This is a genomic window from Sunxiuqinia dokdonensis, assembly GCF_001270965.1.
Classification (GTDB): domain Bacteria; phylum Bacteroidota; class Bacteroidia; order Bacteroidales; family Prolixibacteraceae; genus Sunxiuqinia; species Sunxiuqinia dokdonensis.
The window spans coordinates 1-18,671 of record NZ_LGIA01000005.1 but is presented as its reverse complement, the minus strand read 5'-3'; the positions used below and the strand labels follow the sequence as shown (position 1 = coordinate 18,671).

General features: G+C 45.8%; 18 protein-coding genes. All 18 read left to right on the top strand.

Annotated elements, in window-relative coordinates:
- Window positions 1–518 precede the first annotated feature (518 nt).
- A complete protein-coding gene (locus NC99_RS00380; RefSeq protein WP_053178701.1) occupies window positions 519–1,049 on the top strand; it encodes a winged helix-turn-helix domain-containing protein in 531 nt (176 codons plus the stop codon).
- A 37-nt stretch (window positions 1,050–1,086) separates the two neighbouring features.
- Complete coding sequence (locus NC99_RS00375) at window positions 1,087–3,492, top strand: SLBB domain-containing protein (RefSeq protein ID WP_162231108.1); 2,406 nt, start codon at window positions 1,087–1,089, stop codon at window positions 3,490–3,492.
- 79 nt (window positions 3,493–3,571) lie between these two features.
- The gene (locus tag NC99_RS00370; protein WP_053178698.1) at window positions 3,572–3,943 is read left to right on the top strand and encodes a four helix bundle protein; all 372 of its coding nucleotides are present in this window, start codon (window positions 3,572–3,574) and stop codon (window positions 3,941–3,943) included.
- Between the two features lie 69 nt (window positions 3,944–4,012).
- Window positions 4,013–5,161 (top strand): Wzz/FepE/Etk N-terminal domain-containing protein, encoded by a 1,149-nt coding sequence (locus NC99_RS00365; protein WP_053178695.1) that lies wholly within the window; start codon window positions 4,013–4,015, stop codon window positions 5,159–5,161.
- 252 nt (window positions 5,162–5,413) lie between these two features.
- The gene (locus tag NC99_RS00360; RefSeq protein WP_053178693.1) at window positions 5,414–6,847 is read left to right on the top strand and encodes a UDP-glucose 6-dehydrogenase; all 1,434 of its coding nucleotides are present in this window, start codon (window positions 5,414–5,416) and stop codon (window positions 6,845–6,847) included.
- A gap of 118 nt (window positions 6,848–6,965) precedes the next feature.
- Complete coding sequence (locus NC99_RS00355) at window positions 6,966–7,283, top strand: hypothetical protein (RefSeq protein WP_053178691.1); 318 nt, start codon at window positions 6,966–6,968, stop codon at window positions 7,281–7,283.
- Window positions 7,284–7,337: 54 nt separating this feature from the next.
- Window positions 7,338–8,834 (top strand): nucleotide sugar dehydrogenase, encoded by a 1,497-nt coding sequence (locus NC99_RS00350; protein ID WP_053178689.1) that lies wholly within the window; start codon window positions 7,338–7,340, stop codon window positions 8,832–8,834.
- A gap of 454 nt (window positions 8,835–9,288) precedes the next feature.
- A complete protein-coding gene (locus NC99_RS00345) occupies window positions 9,289–9,513 on the top strand; it encodes a hypothetical protein (protein ID WP_053178687.1) in 225 nt (74 codons plus the stop codon).
- A 62-nt stretch (window positions 9,514–9,575) separates the two neighbouring features.
- On the top strand, window positions 9,576–9,776 hold the full coding sequence (locus NC99_RS21755) for a type II toxin-antitoxin system RelE family toxin (protein WP_157624306.1): 201 nt from the start codon (window positions 9,576–9,578) through the stop codon (window positions 9,774–9,776).
- Between the two features lie 291 nt (window positions 9,777–10,067).
- Entirely contained in the window at window positions 10,068–10,436 is a 369-nt protein-coding gene (locus tag NC99_RS00335; RefSeq protein ID WP_239684379.1) for a nucleotidyltransferase family protein, read from the top strand.
- Window positions 10,429–10,803 (top strand): HepT-like ribonuclease domain-containing protein, encoded by a 375-nt coding sequence (locus NC99_RS00330; protein WP_053178680.1) that lies wholly within the window; start codon window positions 10,429–10,431, stop codon window positions 10,801–10,803. The genes NC99_RS00335 and NC99_RS00330 overlap by 8 nt, the downstream gene beginning before the upstream one ends.
- 654 nt (window positions 10,804–11,457) lie before the next feature.
- On the top strand, window positions 11,458–11,700 hold the full coding sequence (locus NC99_RS00320) for a hypothetical protein (protein ID WP_053178677.1): 243 nt from the start codon (window positions 11,458–11,460) through the stop codon (window positions 11,698–11,700).
- Window positions 11,685–12,068, top strand: coding sequence for a PIN domain-containing protein (locus NC99_RS00315; RefSeq protein ID WP_053178675.1), 384 nt, complete (start codon window positions 11,685–11,687; stop codon window positions 12,066–12,068). The genes NC99_RS00320 and NC99_RS00315 overlap by 16 nt, the downstream gene beginning before the upstream one ends.
- 1,106 nt (window positions 12,069–13,174) lie before the next feature.
- Window positions 13,175–14,449, top strand: a complete 1,275-nt coding sequence (locus NC99_RS00310; RefSeq protein ID WP_053178672.1) for a nucleotide sugar dehydrogenase — start codon at window positions 13,175–13,177, stop codon at window positions 14,447–14,449.
- Between the two features lie 75 nt (window positions 14,450–14,524).
- Entirely contained in the window at window positions 14,525–15,700 is a 1,176-nt protein-coding gene (locus tag NC99_RS00305; RefSeq protein WP_053178703.1) for an SDR family oxidoreductase, read from the top strand.
- A 93-nt stretch (window positions 15,701–15,793) separates the two neighbouring features.
- A complete protein-coding gene (locus NC99_RS00300) occupies window positions 15,794–17,266 on the top strand; it encodes a lipopolysaccharide biosynthesis protein (RefSeq protein WP_053178670.1) in 1,473 nt (490 codons plus the stop codon).
- Window positions 17,247–17,756 carry an acyltransferase gene (locus NC99_RS22605; RefSeq protein ID WP_053178668.1) on the top strand — a complete coding sequence of 170 codons (510 nt, stop codon included), beginning with the start codon at window positions 17,247–17,249 and terminating at the stop codon, window positions 17,754–17,756. Before NC99_RS00300 ends, NC99_RS22605 begins: the two co-directional genes overlap by 20 nt.
- Window positions 17,757–18,310: 554 nt before the next feature.
- A partial coding sequence (locus tag NC99_RS22250; RefSeq protein WP_204374853.1) for a hypothetical protein occupies window positions 18,311–18,671 on the top strand: 361 nt, incomplete at its 3' end.

Below are 18,671 nucleotides of genomic sequence, written 5' to 3'. Positions count from 1 at the left end.
AAGGAATCCGGTTAAAAAGCATGGGCCAGAATAAACCGGCCTTTTTGTCTTTGCGCAACTGAAATGCAAAACTACAGTTCATCAAGGCTCCAATCAATCCCAAGAAATGGTGATTTCTGACTCGAAAATAGATCTGGCCGTTCGATTTTAGATATCTATTTAACGATTAATTGAACTAATTGAGTAAATTTGTTGCTCAATTGTGCTGACACATGAATGGGTGTCAGTTTGTTCTATTTACACCTGTTTATGTGCTCAACCAAATGGGACTGAGGAGGCGAAGCTGTGAGAAGCAGACCCCGATCTAATGAAAACTGAAGATCTGTGCCCCAATCCTTTTAAACACAAAGACGACGAATAGGCAAAGGCACAGGCACAGGTACAGGCGAGTCACCACTCAAGGAGTAATGGCCTCATGTACTTTTGAAACGGGTGGTAAACTGAAACCCGATAACTGAAAACTGAGACTGAAAACTGAGACTGAGACTGTAAACTGAAAACTGAAAACTGAAATCCCCATGCTTGATGCATTAATCACTTCAAAAACACGAATTAAGATCTTACTCAAGTTCTTTCTGAATAAGAGCAACAAAAGCTACTTGCGAAGTTTGGAGCAGGAGTTTGGCGAATCGTCGAACGCCATCAGAATTGAATTGAATCGGTTTGAAGAGGCTGGTTTGCTCAAAAGCTACTTTGACGGGAATAAGAAATATTTTCAGGCCAATACGGAACATCCCCTATTTGACGACATTCACAGCATGCTGTTGAAGATGGTTGGAATTGATGCCATTGTGGAAAACATTGCCCATCGCCTGGAGCATGTTGAAGCGGCCTATCTGGCCGGCAACTTCGCGCGGGGCATCGATTCGAAAATGGTAGACCTCATTTTTATTGGCGATCAGGTTGACACAAAACTGATGAATAACTACATTCGCAAAGCAGAAAAAATTATCAAGCGGAAGGTTCGCTATACGCGAATCAATCAAAGCGAACGAGAAGATTATTTAAACCAAACACCGGCCCTGCTTATCTGGACCAATGAAAAATAAATTCATAACCAATCAACAGCAACAAAAAAAACAAGGCATGATACAACGTAAAACGTTCAAACTAATTTGTCTGGTCATTCTGATGACCTCTTACCTGATTTCACCGGCCCAGATGCCTGATAATGTGAACATAAACAACCTGAGCGACCAACAGATTCAGCAAATTGTTGATGAAATCAGTGAACGGGGCCTCAGTCAAGAACAAGCCATTGAACTGGCCCGGGTACGTGGAGCCAGCCCCACACAAATCAGCCAGCTGCAAAGCCGCATACGCGAATTGAAGCTTAAAGGACCAGGCACAACGGTTTCTTCAATGCAACAGTCGGATACCCCGACCGACCAAACAGCCCCATTGTCAGAAAAAGCACCGATCACGCCTTCGCCCCTCAACAAAAAAATATTCGGCTTTAACTTTTTCAACAGCCAAAACCTCACGTTCGAACCTTCGGTCAACATAGCCATTCCCGAGAATTACGTCCTCGGAATAAACGACCGGCTGGTCATTAACATCTGGGGAGCCAGTCAGCAAACCTATCAGTTAACTGTCGATAACAACGGAAGTATTCAGATTCCGGATCTGGGGCCGGTGCAAGTCGCCGGACTGGAGTTTCGCGAAGCCGAGAAACGGATCCGGCAACGGCTGATCGCCATTTACAGCGGCATGGGTGGAGACCGGCCCAACACCTTTGCTGAAATCGGGATCAGCAACCTGCGATCGATTAAAGTCAACGTGATTGGCGAGGTGAATGCCCCCGGAACCTACACCCTGCCGGCCACCTCCTCAGCCTTCAATGCCCTGTACTTGTCTGGTGGGCCCAATGAAAATGGCTCCTTCCGAAACATCCAGGTGCTGCGTCAAAATAAGGTCATTGCCCAAATTGATGTGTATGACTTTCTGATTCATGCCAATACCGATCACAACATAACCCTGCGCGACCAGGACATTCTGTTTATTCCAACATACAACAAACGGGTAGCAGCTACCGGGACGTTTAAGCGCGAAGGCTATTACGAATTAAAAGACCAGGAAAACCTGAATGACCTCCTCAGTTATACCGGAGGATTTTCAGACCAGGCCTACCAGAATCGCCTGATGATTACACGAACCACCGGAACCCAATTCAAAGTTGAGGATGTGACCCAAGAGGAGTTTGGCAGCTTTATCCCACAAAATGGCGATTCCATTGTTGCCGGCGAAATCATCGACCGATACGAAAACCGGGTGAGCATTTCCGGTGCCGTGTTCCGCCCCGGAACCTTTGAGCTGAGCGAAGGCATGACACTTTCGGAGCTGATTGCCAAAGCCGAGGGCGTGAAAGAAAGTGTCTATAGCAACCGGGGCGTGATCATCCGCCTGGGTGATAACCTGAGTCCGCAAACCCTTGCCTTTCATGTGCCCGACATCCTGAACGGAACCGACGACCTGACCCTGCAACGGGAAGATCAGGTGATTATCCAGGATATTTTCAGCATGCGCGAAGCCCGCTTTGTACGCATCTACGGCGAGGTGCTCAACCCGGGGCAGTACCCTTATCGCGAGAATATGAGCATGAAAGACCTGCTGTTTTTGGCTGGTGGTTTTACTGAAGCGGCCAGCGAGTCGTTTATCGAGCTGGCGCGTCGTCGCGATCGGCAGGCAGCCTCCGAAGTGTCCGATCAACTGGCCACCCTGTACCAATTCACCATTGGACGCGACTTGGTCATCAACAAGGAAGATGCTCAATTCCAAATTCAACCCTTCGACTACATTTATGTGCGTAAAGCCCCGTCGTACAACAAACAACGCACGGTAACCATTCAGGGAGAAGTGGTTTATCCCGGCCCTTACAGCATCAGTAGTAAAACAGAACGCGTATCTGACCTTCTTAAGCGCTCCGGCGGACTGACGCCTCATGCCTACAGCAAGGGAGCGATTCTGAAACGCATGCGAACAGACGATGAAATTATCAAACAGTCGATGCACACCGCCTTGGACGACAGCCTGCTCGAATCAGCGCAGGAACAGTTGGACGAAAGCTACAAGCTCGAATTGCGGCTGGAAAGCATCCTGTCCAATCCCGGCACCATGGAAGACTATGTACTGCGCGAGGGCGACGAAATTATTGTACCGGAAGTAACGCAGGAAGTCCGAATTACAGGCGAAGTCCTCAACCCGGTTGGACTGGCCTATCAAGACAATAAATCGGTGAAATATTACATCAACCGCTCCGGTGGATTTAGCTCCGATGCCAAAAAAGGGAAGGTGTTTGTGATTTACAGCGACGGAACCACCAAAGTGACCAAAGGCCTGTTTAAACGAAACTACCCCCACCCCGAACCCGGCAGTCAGATTGTGGTCCCGCAAAAACCGGAACGCCCAACAGGCGATCAAACGTCGCGGTGGCTGTCCATTGCCAGTGCATTCTCTTCGGTAGCCATCGCCATTGCCGCGGTGCTGAGGTAAAAAAACTCAGTTTTCAGTTATCGGTTGTCGGTTTACAATAGCACGCACTTAAAACCAATAAAACAACTCAAAACCCCACATGAAAAGTTATCTTGATCTTGAAATTTATCAATCAGTATTTCAATTGGCAGCCATGGTTCATAGACATTCGAATACACTACCTAAAATCGCACAATATGAATTGGGCAGTCAGGTTAGAAGGTCTGCTCAAAGTATTCGGTCAAACATCGTAGAGTGCTATGGAAGGAGACGATATAAAAATGAGTTTGTTCGCTTTCTGGTTTTTGCAGAGGCTTCCCTGCTCGAAACAGAAGACCATCTAAAGATGATTCACGAGTTATATCCTGATCAAAAATGGATCGCGCTATTCGCAGACTATCAAAAACTTGGAAAACAATTAAATTCCTTCATCTCGTTTGTAGAAAAATCGTGGAAAACCGACAACCGATAACCGATAACCGATAACTGACAACTGACAACCGACAACCGATAACCGATAACTAAAAACTAAAATACACACATGACAACAAAAGAAAATACACCGGCTCCAGCAAAGTCAACAACTGCCGACGACGAAATCGACTTGATCGCTTTAGCTAAGGACCTTTGGGATGGTCGCCGAACCATCGTCAAATACATTCTGATGGGAATGGCGATCGGGCTGTTTATCGCACTTTTAAGTCCCAAAGAATACACCGTGCAAACCACGATGGTCCCGCAGACCGGTCAATCGGGCGGCTCCAAGTTGGGAGGACTCTCCTCGCTGGCTGCCATGGCAGGCTTCAACCTCGATATGAGCAGCGGCACGGAAACCCTGTCCCCGCTGGTGTATCCCAAAATTTTAAAATCCGTTTCCTTTCAACTGGAGCTGATGAATACGCCATTTGAAATCGCAGAGATAGAACATCCGGTCAGCTTGTTCGAATATTATACCGAGCACAAAAAAGCAGGCGTATTGGGCAATCTTAAAAAATATACCATTGGCCTGCCCGGCGTCATCTTGAAAGCATTGAAAGGCGAAGAACCGGAAGTAGCTTCCGGCGGAAGCAGCGAACTCATCGCCCTCAACCAAAAGCAGGAAGAGGTACTTGAAACGATGAATCAGAACCTCTCGCTGGAGATCAACGACAAAGAAGGGATTCTTACTTTGTCGGCCCGCTTTCACGATCCGGCATTGGCGGCTCAGGTGGCCCGCAAAGCGCAGCTCATGTTGCAACACTACATCACTACCTACCGCATCCAGAAAGCACAGGAACAACTCGACTTTATCAAAGATCGTTACAGCGAAAAAAAGCAGGAATTTCAGGATGCCCAGGAAAAACTGGCCCGCTTTCGCGACCAAAACCGGAATGTGTCTTCGGCCCTCGCTCAAACGGAAATTGAGCGTCTGCAAAGCGAATACGACATTGCCTTTTCGGTTTATTCCGAATTGGCCAAACAACTGGAACAAGCCCAGATTAAGGTCAAGGAAGATGCGCCGGTGCTAACCACTGTTGAACCTGTCCGCGTTCCGCTTCAAAAGTCGAAACCCAACCGCCCGCTAATCCTAATTATCTGGACCTTTTTGGGTGGAATTGTCGGCGTAGGCATCGTCTTTGGACGCCAGTTCCTGGGCAGCATCAAAGAGCGCTGGGAGGAAGAAAGCAGTCGCAGTGAAGAGTCGCAGTAGGCAGAAGGCTGCGAGCTACAAATTGCCAGCCGCCACTCATGTACTTATGAACTGATGCACTTTGAAAATTTTAACCACAGAACTTGTCCCGGTAACGGGAGTTACAACGAGGAATCCACAGAGGAGCACAGAGAACAAACCAGCCGCAACTGACGACTAAACACGAATCCACGTGATCAACGCTCAACTTGGAACTTGAAATTTAGAATCTGAAACTTGAAAAAGATAACAAATTACTAAAAAATAGACCCTATGTTTCCAACTCAAATTACAAAAATCGCCTGCATTGGAGCAGGATATGTAGGTGGCCCAACCATGGCCGTCATCGCACAACAATGTCCACACATTCGTGTTACCGTCGTTGACATCAACCCCCAGCGCATCGCTGACTGGAATGATGAAGATCTGTCGAAGCTTCCGATTTACGAACCGGGGCTGCCTGAGGTCGTTGCCGAAGCTCGCGGACGCAACCTCTTTTTCTCCACTGATGTGGAAGGAGCCATCCGCGAATCAGAAATGATTTTCATCTCGGTGAACACCCCAACAAAGACCTACGGCGTAGGCAAAGGCATGGCTGCCGACCTGAAGTTCGTGGAACTCTGTGCCCGCCAGATTGCGGAGGTCGCTACCACGAACAAAATTGTTGTGGAAAAATCAACCCTTCCCGTTCGTACAGCACAAGCCATTCGCACCATCCTGGATTCATCGCAGCCCGACAACAATGAGGCTCCGCAGTTCTCTGTGCTGTCAAACCCGGAGTTTCTGGCCGAGGGAACAGCCATCCAGGATCTGTTGCATGCGGACCGGGTACTGATTGGAAGCGAAGACAATGAAGCCGGCAAACAAGCTGAGCAGGCCCTGGCCAATATTTACGCCAACTGGATCCCACGCGAGCAGATCGTCACCACCCGGATATGGTCTTCGGAGCTGTCGAAACTGGCAGCCAACGCTTTTTTAGCACAGCGAATTTCCAGCATCAACTCCATTTCGGCCCTTTGTGAACGTACCGGCGCCGATGTAGATGAAGTAGCCCGCGCTATCGGCATGGACTCCCGTATTGGCTCCAAATTCCTGAAATCATCGGTCGGCTTTGGGGGCTCATGCTTTCAAAAAGATATTCTGAACCTGGTCTACCTCTGCCGCCACTTCAACCTGCCCGAAGTCGCCGAATACTGGGAGCAGGTCGTCAAACTAAACGATTACCAGAAACACCGTTTTGCCAAGCAGATCATTGACACGCTGTTTAACACGGTTTCCGGGAAAAAAATTGCCTTCCTGGGTTGGGCTTTCAAAAAAGACACCAACGATACCCGCGAGTCTGCCGCCATTTATGTAGCCGACGAGTTGTTGCAAGACCGGGCCGAAATCCATGTCTTCGATCCCAAGGTCACCAAAGAGCAAATATTCAGCGACCTGAAATACCTGTACCAACTCAATCCGGCGCAAGCCATCAGCACCGAAACGTTGCAGAGCCTGGTGCATGTTCATGCCGATCCTTACGAGGCGCTGCAAAGTGCGCATGCCATTGCCGTATTGACCGAATGGGATGAATTTAAAGCCTACGATTGGCAGAAAATATACGACGCCATGCTCAAGCCAGCCTTTGTGTTCGACGGACGTAACATATTGGACCATGCGACCATGCAAACGATCGGTTTTGAGTTAAAATCAATTGGTAAAGGATGATAGAAAGTAAGCGCTAAACGGTCGCAGCGGGCAGAAACCTGTTCAGGTAATCGAGCCTGCTGCGGTCATAAGCCGCAAATCGCCAGTAGCCTGATTCTGGCATCCGGAACGCCAGGGAATGGAATCGTTTGACTCGCTCACGTCAAAATCCGGCAGAACATCCGACTTATATACGCAAAAAGTATTACGAACCATCTGGACGCTCTTACACGAACCCTTTGTTCCTTTTATCGATTTACTAAACAAAGCCGAGAAAATGACATTGATTCACTCAGCCGACCGATTAATCGAAATACGTGATTTAAGAAACCAGATTTCGCATAAGTACATTCCCGAAGCAATTACTGAGTTAGTTCCGGAAGTCATTGAAAACTGCAGCTTGCTGATACAGAACATTCAACAAACAAAACGATTGCTGAAAGCCAGAAACTGGTAGTGATCGAAATCGCTGAGCGATCAGTCATCAGGACCATCGATAAGCAATAATCTCATGACCTATAAACAAAAGCTACTCGACAAAATAGCCGCCAACACCGAAGTGGTAGGCATCATTGGATTAGGCTACGTGGGCTTGCCACTGGCTGTAAATTTCGCCGAAGCCGGGACAAAAGTTATTGGGTTTGATATTAACCCCAAAAAGGTGGAGCAGATTAACCACGGCGACGCCAGCATCCTTCCTATTCGCGATGCTGCACTGCGTGAAGTCGCCGGCAACATCCGGATCGATGCCACCACCGACTTCAGGCGGATCATCGAGTGCGACGCCCTGCTCATCTGTGTGCCCACCCCACTCGACCGTTTTCAAAAGCCCGACATGAGCCACATCGAAAACGCCTGCACCGAAATCGGGCGCTACATGAAGCCCGGCACTTTCATCAGCCTGGAGAGCACCACCTACCCCACCACCACCGAAGACTTGGTGCTCCCACTCATTGAAGAAAGCTCGAAACAAAACAAGCTGCTATGCTCCGGCCCCCATCCGCAAACAACCACAGTCCCCATTGTCCCCATTGTCCCCCTCGCAGAGGGGGACGAGGAGTCCCGGTTAGTCGGGACGACGGAGGGGGTCATGAAGGGGGACGAGGAGTCCCGAGCATCCAAATCGACCGAGGGCGTCAACACCCAACACCACCATTTCCGCCACGGCACCGACTTCTGGCTGGCCTACTCACCCGAGCGGGTGGATCCCGGAAACAAAACGTTCCATACCCGAAACACGCCCAAGGTATTGGGGGCCATGACTGCCGACGGACTGGAAATCGGACAAGCCGTTTACCGCAAAGCCATCGACCACATCCACCCCGTCAGGTCGCCACGCGTAGCCGAAATGGTGAAGATCCTGGAAAACACCTACCGACTGGTCAACATCAGCCTGATTAACGAGCTGGCCTTGCTCGCCGGGAAAATGGACATCAACATCTGGGAAGTGATCGAAGCGGCCAAAACCAAGCCCTTCGGCTTCCAGGCCTTTTACCCCGGCCCGGGTATTGGCGGACATTGCATTCCGCTCGATCCGTTTTACCTCGAGCACATTGCCAAACAATACAACTTTGACCTCAGCATGATTCACGCGGCAGGACACATCAACACGCGCATGCCACACTACATGTATATCAAAATTGCCACAGCCCTCAACCGGCACCAGAAATCCGTCAACGGAAGTCTTGTCTTTTTCCTCGGTGTAGCCTATAAACCAAACATTGACGATGCCCGCGAATCACCTGCACTGAAGATCATGGATCTTGTCGCCCACAAAGGCGGACAGGTACAGTACCACGACCCATATATTCCTTCGGTACAGACGCAGCATGGTGCGTCGCTGGATTCCATCCCCCTCACCACCGATAATTTGACCGAAGCCGATGTCGTGGTGCTCACCACCAACCACGACGCTTTCGATATCGCTTTTATCCAGCAGCATGCACGACTCATCGTTGACATGAGGAACATGATACCCGAAGACACTGACAACATCTATAAACTCTAGGCAACTATCAATGCCCAACAGGCATCCATGCCGCCAGTTGACAAACCCGGCCCGACACCGGGTCCGCAGGAAGCAATCCCGCCAGCAGCTAGATTTAAACGCGAACGCACAAAGCCAGTCCCAGCTAGCAGCCAGCATCAAGCATCTAGTATCAAGCATCTAGCATCAAGCATCTAGTATCAAGCATCTAGTATCAAGCATCTAGTATCAAGTTCTAACCACAGAGTTACACAGAGGAATGCACAGAGTTACACGGAGAAGCTGACAGTCCCAGTGATCCGCCTGCAGGCAAAAAGACGCCAGCTGCCAGCCGCATCCAGCATCAAGAATCAAGCATCGAGCATCCCGCATCCAGCACCCAATCCGCCCCATCTGCGTCGCTTCTTTTTAAAACACAGACCAGAAAATCCCCAAAAGACAAACAAATTTGTAAATTTGCAAAAAGGTAAAAACCATGGATTCAATCATTATTAAACCAAAAGACAAAAGAGAATTTAACTTTTTTGTTGAATTAGCCAACAGGCTTGGGGTGGAAATCAAAACGACCGGCGACTATTTAGACGAAGAACTTCTAAATGATATGGAAAAAAACAAAGAAACACCATACATTGAAAAAGAGGAAGTATTAAAAACGATTCAGAATATTTTAAACGAAGATCAAGCCGGATACACCAAATGAAAGTTGTTTTTCATGCAGGATTCAATTAGGATCTTGACAAAACAAAGGATAAAAAGCTGGCCGTGCTCATTCTTCAAACCATCCAATTGTTCCAGCAGGCTGACGAGCTGGAAGAAATTCCAAATGTAAAAAAGCTGAAAGGACATCCGAATGCTTATCGATACCGCAAAGGCATCTATCGCATCGGGTTCTTCGTTGAGAATAATACAATAATCTTTGCGGCATTTGCTCCCAGGGGAAAAATATATCGGAAGTTCCCGTAAATCAATCCAAAACTTGAAACACAATACCGCCTGGCTGGCAACCGCAAGCTCCCAGTTTCAAACATCGAGCATCCAGCATCAAACAACAAGTATCGAACATCAAGATTTAACCGCAGAACTTGTCCCGGTAACGGGAGGTACACGGAGGAATGAACGTACGAACACACGAACACACGCATCAAGAAGCCAGTTCCAAGCTCCAGGTGTTTACGCCGGCCACTGCCGGATTCAGCTTGTCCAACCACTGGCAAAAGACAAACCGAAAACCAACAACCAAAAACGTTAAACTTAATGGCTAAAAATGAATATATTTGTTTCAATCAAAGTTATCGAATAATTCAATCAACTTATTTCAAGCAGCTTAATATGAACTCAAAACAAGAATATATCCGTCTGTTATCCGATTTTAAGACCCAAAGAGGATTGGTTTACGGAATAACCCGTATCGGAATATTTGGTTCGGTAGCTCGTGGTGAACAAACAGAAAAAAGTGATGTGGATATTTACTATGAAGGAAACCCCTTGAGCCTGTTCAAAATAATGACCCTAAAAAATGAGCTTGAAAATCGACTGAATTGCACCGTTGATATTGTGCGACTTCGCGAAAAAATGAACCAGGTATTGAAAAAAAGAATTCAAACGGAGGGTATCTATGTTTGACCGAATGCTGGCATTTGAAATCATCACTTTAATCGATGAAAACCTGAAAACCGTTTTGCAGAGAACGAAACACTTAAAATCAGCCGATGATTTTACATCTTCCGAGGCCGGTATGATCCTCCTCGACAGTGTATGCATGAAACTGATCGCTGTGGGCGAGAGTATCAAAAACCTCGATAAAATAACCAACAAGGAGTTGTTGCCCAACTATTCTCAAATACAATGGAAACAGGCTATGGGAATGCGTGATATCATTGTTCATCATTATTTCGATGTCGATGCCGAACAAATTTTTAATACGCTACAAGAAGATATCCCTACATTAATCAGTGTGTTGGTAAAAATAAAAAACGAACTCAAACCCTAGCAACCGATAACAGTTTCAAGTTCCAGGTTTCAAGTCCCAAGTTGTCCAACCACAAGCCGAGCAACCGAAAACCGACAACCAGTCCCAACAAGCAGCAAATCTTAAACAATCAACCCGAATCCACCCCATCTGCGTCTCTTTTCATTAACCGCAAAACTTGTCCCGGTAACGGGAGGCGCAAAGTCGCGAAGAATTTCCCCGGAGGGGAAAAATATCAATAGCCCTTCCGATTTCATCGGAACAGGCTGGGTGGATCCCGAGCAATCGGGAGGAACTCGGGGATAAGACACACCCCGTTCCTCACCGGCCGCGAACCAAAGCCCGCAAAAAGCACCAACGCCGCCGCGGACGGAATCGAGTATCAAAAATCGAGCATCAAGAATCAAGAATCAAGAATCGAGCATCAAGCATCGAGTATCAAAATTTAACCACAGAGGAACACGGAGGAATGCACAGAGGGACACAGAGAGTGGACAGTCGCAATGGCCAGTCCCAGTAGCCAGAAAGCTGCAAGCTGCAAGCACCCAGCAGCCAGTAGCCACCAACCAATAACCAACAATGACAATTGAATGACGAAGACACGAAAACCGATAACTGACAACCGACCTACAAGTCAATATATTTTACTAATTTTAAGTCGAAAACAAAAATAAAATGGAAACCATCATCCGGATAAAAAAGAATAAACCTGCTTTTAAGGCATTGATCCTTTTAGCGAAGGAATTGGAAAAATCTGATCAGGGGGCCATCTCAATCAGCGAAGTAAGCAGCCGAAAACTAAAATTTGATGTGATTGAACCCGTCAATCAAGATGAAGATCTTTCAGATTCCTTTAATCAGCTCATCGATTTTCCACCCATAGATGAGTTAAGAAAACAAGCATGGCCAAAAATTTGATATTGGTTGACAGTTGCGTATTGATCAGGGCATTCCGCAGGGATGTTGAGGCAAACAACGACTTAAAGGCAATTGATCATCGCACAGCCTATTCCGATATTACGCGGCTTGAGTTGCAGGTTGGCGCCAATACCTCCGCTAAAAAGGCAGCGATAAGTCAAATCTTTGACTCCTATTATCGGGTGCCATTGACTCCTAAAATTACAGAAACGGCCATTCAAATCATGCAAACCTATATAACAGGGCAAAAAGTAATATCAGTCCCCGATTCTCTGATTGCTGCCACATCAATCGTAAGCGGCTACCCCCTGTTGACCTACAATAAAAAGGATTTCGATTTCATTGCGGGCATTTCTTTTTTTAAATAATTCAGGATTGCCCAAGAGAACGAACACGGAGAAAAAAGAACGTACGAACGCACCAACGACACCCTGAAAACTGACAACCGATAACCGATAACCGATAACCGAAAACAGTCCCAGTAAGCAGAACGCGCCACTCATGTACTTATGCACTCATGCACTCATTCACTTTTTTTTAAACCACAAAGACGCAAAGAACTGAAAGGGTTAAACAACAATAGCCTTCCGATTTCATCGGAACACGCGCGGCAGAGCGAACCGAAGTTCCGAGTACTCGGGAGGGATAAGACGCCCCCCTCCTCATCCCGAGCAATCGGGAACGCACGAAAGCATAGGCACAGCCCCCACTCATGAACTCATGAACTTTTTTTCAACCGCGAAGTCGCAAAGTCGCGAAGAATTTCCCCGGTGGGGAAAAATAACAATAGCTTTCCGATCTTATCGGTATGAGGGTGCAGAACAAGCCGAAGAATAAACCCTGAAAGGGTTAAACAACAATAGCCCGGGGCAGAGCAATCCGGCTACTGACGGAGAGCGAAACCCCGGGGATAAGACGCACCCCCTTCCTCACCGGCCGCAAACCAAAACCCGCAAAAAGCACCAGCGCCGCCGCGGACGGAAAAGAGTGCAAGTGCCCAGCATCGAGGATCCAGTATCAAACATCTAGTATCCACCATCAAGCATCCAGCATCTAGCATCAAGCATCCAGCATCTAGCATCAAGCATCTAGTATCAAGTTCTAACCACAGAGTTGCACTGAGGAATTCACTGAGTTACACGGAGAAGCTGACAGTCCCGGTGATCAGCCTGCAGGCAAAAAGACGCCAGCTGCCAGTATCAAGCATCGAGAATCGAGAATCAAGCATCAAGTATCTAGCATCAAGTATCAAGCATCAAGCATCAAGTATCCCCCATCCCGCACCCAATCCGCGCCAGCTGCGTCTATTTCTTTCTGGCATCAAAATTCCAACAAAAAAAGACAAGCAGCTTGCAAAAATTATAGTAACTTTGGCGGCTGGTTCGGTGTACGGATAACAAACACCAAAATGGAAGAATAATTCAAGACAAAAAATCCTACATTTCAACATCACAAGAATAATAAAACACTTAATATGACTTCCGACAATACAAAAATCGCCGTCATTGGCTTGGGCTATGTGGGCTTACCGCTGGCCGTAGAATTTGCAAAAAAATATCCGGTCGTAGGATTCGATATCAACCAGAAGCGGGTGGATGAACTACTGGGCGGACACGATGCCACCCTGGAAGTGGCTGACGACAACCTGAAATCGGTGCTGAACGACGGCTTAAGCCTCACCACCTCCCCCGAAACACTGGCCGAATGCAATTATTTCATAGTCACGGTGCCAACGCCAACCGACAAAAACAACCGCCCGGTACTCACGCCATTAATCAAAGCATCCGAAACTGTCGGTTCTGTTTTGAAGAAAAACGATATCGTGATTTACGAATCCACCGTCTATCCTGGAGCAACAGAGGAAGACTGCGTTCCTGTCCTTGAACAAGTCTCCGGACTGAAATTCAACACCGACTTCTTTGTAGGCTACTCCCCCGAACGCATCAACCCCGGCGACAAGGAACACACCGTTACAAAAATTAAAAAGGTAACTTCCGGCTCCACACCCGAAATCGGGCAAAAAGTGGACGCGTTGTACCGTTCGGTCATTGTAGCCGGAACACATCTGGCCCCATCCATCAAGGTCGCCGAAGCCGCCAAGGTAATTGAAAACTCACAGCGCGATATCAACATCGCTTTCGTCAACGAGTTGGCCAAGATCTTCAGCAAATTAGGAATTGATACCAAAGACGTATTGGAAGCTGCCGGAACGAAGTGGAACTTCCTGTCCTTCTCACCCGGCTTGGTGGGTGGACACTGCATTGGCGTCGATCCTTACTACCTGGCCCAAAAAGCGCAGGAAACCGGCTACAATCCCGAGATCATTCTGGCTGGCCGACGCATGAACGACGGCATGGGTGCCTGGGTCGCTTCGCAGATTGTGAAGCTGCTGATCAACAAAGGACACGCGGTAAAGAACAGTAAAGTCTTGGTGCTCGGCATCACCTTTAAGGAAAACTGCCCCGACATTCGCAACACCAAAGCTATCGATGTGATCAACGAACTGAAACAATACGGCTGCGACGTGGATGTTTACGACCCCTGGGCCAATCCCGCAGAAGTACAACATGAATACCATCTGCCCTTGATTGACGACTACACCGCCAAAAAATACGACGCGGTGGTACTGGCCGTATCGCACAACGAGTTTAAAACTATCGAGCTTGCCAAGCTTCGCAATGGCCATAACGCGGTTATTTACGACATCAAAGGCATCTGGGACAAGGACGCCGTGGACGGACGGCTATAGGGCCATCATTTTTATTTATCTTCGCAAATTCAAGCCATCCTGATGGATGCCACAAGGAACACTCAAAGAGAGACCATGACCAAGATCATTCAAAATAAAAAAGTACTTGTTACCGGAGGCGCCGGTTTTATCGGGTCGAACCTGGTGGACCGTCTGTTGGAACAAGGCAATGAGGTGGTTTGCCTCGACAACTTTGCCACAGGCAAGCGTGAGAACCTCGCCGGAGCCCTCAAACACCCAGCTTTTAAGTTGGTGGAAGGTGATATTCGAAACTACGAAGATTGTCAGAAAGCCGTTGAAGGTTGCGATTACGTTTTGCACCAGGCTGCCTTGGGCAGTGTGCCCCGCTCCATTGCCGATCCCATGACCACGACCGATGTGAATATTGGAGGCTTTGTGAAGATGCTGCATGCCGCCAGTGATGCTGGGGTAAAACGTTTTGTGTATGCCGCAAGCTCCTCAACCTATGGCGATCACCCGGCCCTACCCAAGGTCGAACACCAAATTGGCAAGGCCTTGTCGCCCTATGCCATCACCAAGTACGTGGACGAGCTGTTTGCCGAAAACTTTTCCGAGGTCTACGGCATCGAGACCATTGGCCTGCGTTATTTCAATGTGTTTGGACGTCGCCAGGACCCCAACGGGGCTTACGCGGCGGTTATTCCCCTGTTTGTAAAACAATTCATTCAGCACCAGTCACCCCGCATCAATGGCGATGGGTCCTACTCGCGCGACTTCACCTACATCGAAAACGTGCTGCAAGCCAACCAACTCGCCGCCATCACCCCCAGCGAAACGATCCGCGAAAGAACAAAACAATACCATGCGTCGATTATAAACACTACGCCAGCTCAGAGCGTTTCCCCTCCTCATCGAGGAGGGGTGGCTCCGTCGAATGACGGAGACGGGGTGGTCGTTGATGGAGACGGGGTGGTCATCGCCGAAGACGGGGTGGTTGAACAGCCAGTAACCCTTTCCCAGGTCTTCAACATCGCCTACGGACAGCGCACGACCCTAAACGAACTGGCTCAACTCCTTAAAAACAATCTGGCTCAATTCGACCCCAAGATAGGCACCATCGACCTCCAGTACGGCTCCACCCGCCCCGGCGATGTGCCCCACTCACTGGCCAGTATCGAAAAAGCACATAGCATTTTGGGCTACCAACCAGAGTATTCGGTAAAGCAAGGTCTGGAAGAAGCATGTGAATGGTATTGGGGAAATACGTTGAGCCCTAAAATAAAAGAATGAGCAAGTTATGGGAAAAGGTTGTAGCTTCGAAAATTTGGCGTTTTTCATCAGATGTTAATATTCTAAAGAAGGCCAGTTCCTCGCAAGAAAAGTATGAACGATAAACTAAAAAAGCAATTAGCAATTGGCACTTTTTGGTCGCTTGTTGGCAGAGTCGGATATTTGATAGTTTCACTTGTAACTAATATTATTTTGGCACGGATGCTAGGCCCTAAAGCATTTGGACAAATTGGAATTATCATGTTCTTCATTATTATTGCCAGGGTATTAACAGAATCCGGGCTTAGCGGCGCGTTAATCAGAAAAAAAGAAGTGAGCGATGAAGATTATTCAACGGTATTTATTTTCAACCTTTTTGTAAGCATTATCTTATTCCTATTGATTGTCATATCGGCAAAATTTATTGCCCAATTCTATGATGACATATTTCTCAAAAAACTATTAACTGCAACGTCGCTAGTGATAATCATTAATGCTTTTCAAATTGTCAACAATGCGAAGCTCATACATAGCCTAAACTATCGAAAAAAATCTATCATCGAGTTTATTGCTTTGCTGGTGGCATCAACATGTGGAATCATAGCCGCAGCCAAATTTGATGTTGGTGTTTGGGCCGTCGTTACCGTGCAACTTCTCACTGCCTTGCTAATCACCATCCAATTGTGGGTTCACCTTGGTTTTCTAAAAAAAGTAGTATTCAGTGTTGATTCGTTTAAGAGCTTATACAAATTTGGCCTCTATACAACTCTGGCTTCTCTTTTAAATACTGCTTTTGACAATGTATATCAACTAATTCTCGGAAAATATTTTGCAATTCAGCAAACAGGTTTATTTTATCAAGCTAAAAAGTTGCAGGAAGTCCCTGTCGGTGTTATTCAATCAACAACGCTTGGTGTTATTTTTGCATCTTTGGCTAAAGTGCAAGATGACTTGGAGCAGTTCAGCAGAATGTACAATCGAATTGTAACTCTTTTTACAATTGCTGTCGGTTTTATTTGCCTATTCATCTTTTTTTATGCCGAAAATATCATTTTACTTCTGTATGGTGAAGAATGGATTGGAGCAGTTTTTTTTATGCAAATACTAATTGTTGCTTCATTTTTTTTTATGCAAGAAATGTTCAACCGCATTATCTTCAAAATATTTGATCGTACTGAAAAAATTTTATTTTTGGAAATCATAAAGAAAACGTTTCAAGCAATAACAATTCTCATCGGTATTCTCATGCGCCGGATTGACATGCTTTTATATGGCTTTTTGTTGACCAGCATTTTAAGCTATTTCATTAACTACTATTATTCTAGAAAAGTATTTGGTCATTTTTCATGGTTTGAAATTCTAACCGTCTTGAAAATTGCCCTTATTGGAGCCCTCACCGTAGGGATAGGCACATGCTTAGAAAAAGTCCTCCAACTTGACCGACTTTCGTCCTTCATTCTAATGCCAATTCTATTTTTAAACTATTTAGGAATGGTCAGAATAACGAAGATTGCTAACATTTTAGAAACTTTGGTCTCCATAAAAGAACAAACAAAAAGGGAAACAAATGATAAAAAAAATAATTAGAAGATTAAAATCAATATTATACAACAAGAAAAATCTAGTTGTTGGGAAAAACACGAGAATACTCACCAGCTATCAAAACTTTGGATCAGAGCCATATCTCATTATTATTGGTAACAATTGCACTATTACTTCTGGTGTTAAATTTATTACGCACGATGCAACAATTGAAGTAGCACTAAACTATTTAAAAATTAAAAGAATCACTCTAAAAGGTAAATATGAAAAAATGGGGGGGATTCGGATAAAGGACAACTGCGTGATCGGAATTAATAGCATTATCCTGCCGAACGTTACAATCGGTCCAAATTCAATAGTTGGAGCAGGAAGTGTTGTTTCTAAAAATGTACCTCCAAACACTGTTGTTGCAGGAAATCCAGCCAAAGTCATTTGCTCAATCGATGACTATTCAAATAAGCTAATGGATAAACTGACAATAATCCCAGACCACTCTAAAAATACCATTATGAAACTTATTAAGATCCCAAAATGAGATCGATTTATCTAATAACGGCCTTAATCATCATCTTGTATCTCCTTTTAAAAAAGAGGAACATAAACATTATATCCTTCTACATCATATCAAGCATTATCTATTATTCTCCGTCGTTCTTGGGCTCTATGGATATTGGATTTCTGGGTAGTCCATCAATGAAATTTAGTTTTAACACAATCACATACACACTGCTTTGGATAAATTTAACTATCCCGTTCTTTTATATACTAATAACTGAAAAAAAGCAAGTTGACTTTAGCCAATTTTCAAGCATATCACACTCACCCTTCTTCTTAAATATTTCGGTAATTACTATTATTATTCTTTTTGTAGCTGTAAACATAACCTATGGCTCAAGTCTTTATGCCAGCACCTATGACAAAATTTCCTTACTAGAACAATCTAACAGATTTGTAGTCTACTTCAAGACACTTTGCATGTTTTCCTTAGTGTACGTACTTGTTGGAAACGTAAAAACTACAATATTCCAAAAAGCAATTATTTTTGGCAGCAATGTGTTTATTATATTCATCTTAGCACACCGATCTTTTATGGCAATAGCCATCTTGAGCATTATATACCACATAGCAAAATATAAGAAAATTAGATTAGTTCAACACTGGAAATATTTAACTTTAGGATTCCTCCTCTTAGTACTAGTTATTGCACTCAAAAGTTTTATTGGCCCAATAAAAACCGGAAACTATGAGTTATTGTTTGATAGAATTACAGATTTTGATCATTATATATCTGTCTTAATCCAAAATGAAAGTACAATAATCACGTTCAACCTCAATTCTATTATTGATCATAACTTTATATACCCACCAGAAGACTATTTGTATAATAATTTAATCCTCCCTTTTCTTCCTTTTTTGAAAAACATACATGAGCCAAACTTATTTAATTTTC

What these genes read in the sequence shown, in the direction of transcription:
- NC99_RS00355 (WP_053178691.1), top strand. Translation starts at nt 6,966, where the DNA reads ATGGAATCGTTTGACTCGCTCACGTCAAAATCCGGCAGAACATCCGAC.
- NC99_RS00375 (WP_162231108.1), top strand. Translation starts at nt 1,087, where the DNA reads ATGATACAACGTAAAACGTTCAAACTAATTTGTCTGGTCATTCTGATG.
- NC99_RS00345 (WP_053178687.1), top strand. Translation starts at nt 9,289, where the DNA reads ATGGATTCAATCATTATTAAACCAAAAGACAAAAGAGAATTTAACTTT.
- NC99_RS00310 (WP_053178672.1), top strand. Translation starts at nt 13,175, where the DNA reads ATGACTTCCGACAATACAAAAATCGCCGTCATTGGCTTGGGCTATGTG.
- NC99_RS00365 (WP_053178695.1), top strand. Translation starts at nt 4,013, where the DNA reads ATGACAACAAAAGAAAATACACCGGCTCCAGCAAAGTCAACAACTGCC.
- NC99_RS00370 (WP_053178698.1), top strand. Translation starts at nt 3,572, where the DNA reads ATGAAAAGTTATCTTGATCTTGAAATTTATCAATCAGTATTTCAATTG.
- NC99_RS00330 (WP_053178680.1), top strand. Translation starts at nt 10,429, where the DNA reads ATGTTTGACCGAATGCTGGCATTTGAAATCATCACTTTAATCGATGAA.
- NC99_RS00300 (WP_053178670.1), top strand. Translation starts at nt 15,794, where the DNA reads ATGAACGATAAACTAAAAAAGCAATTAGCAATTGGCACTTTTTGGTCG.
- NC99_RS00335 (WP_239684379.1), top strand. Translation starts at nt 10,068, where the DNA reads ATGGCTAAAAATGAATATATTTGTTTCAATCAAAGTTATCGAATAATT.
- NC99_RS00380 (WP_053178701.1), top strand. Translation starts at nt 519, where the DNA reads ATGCTTGATGCATTAATCACTTCAAAAACACGAATTAAGATCTTACTC.
- NC99_RS00320 (WP_053178677.1), top strand. Translation starts at nt 11,458, where the DNA reads ATGGAAACCATCATCCGGATAAAAAAGAATAAACCTGCTTTTAAGGCA.
- NC99_RS00360 (WP_053178693.1), top strand. Translation starts at nt 5,414, where the DNA reads ATGTTTCCAACTCAAATTACAAAAATCGCCTGCATTGGAGCAGGATAT.
- NC99_RS00350 (WP_053178689.1), top strand. Translation starts at nt 7,338, where the DNA reads ATGACCTATAAACAAAAGCTACTCGACAAAATAGCCGCCAACACCGAA.
- NC99_RS22605 (WP_053178668.1), top strand. Translation starts at nt 17,247, where the DNA reads ATGATAAAAAAAATAATTAGAAGATTAAAATCAATATTATACAACAAG.
- NC99_RS00315 (WP_053178675.1), top strand. Translation starts at nt 11,685, where the DNA reads ATGGCCAAAAATTTGATATTGGTTGACAGTTGCGTATTGATCAGGGCA.
- NC99_RS00305 (WP_053178703.1), top strand. Translation starts at nt 14,525, where the DNA reads ATGACCAAGATCATTCAAAATAAAAAAGTACTTGTTACCGGAGGCGCC.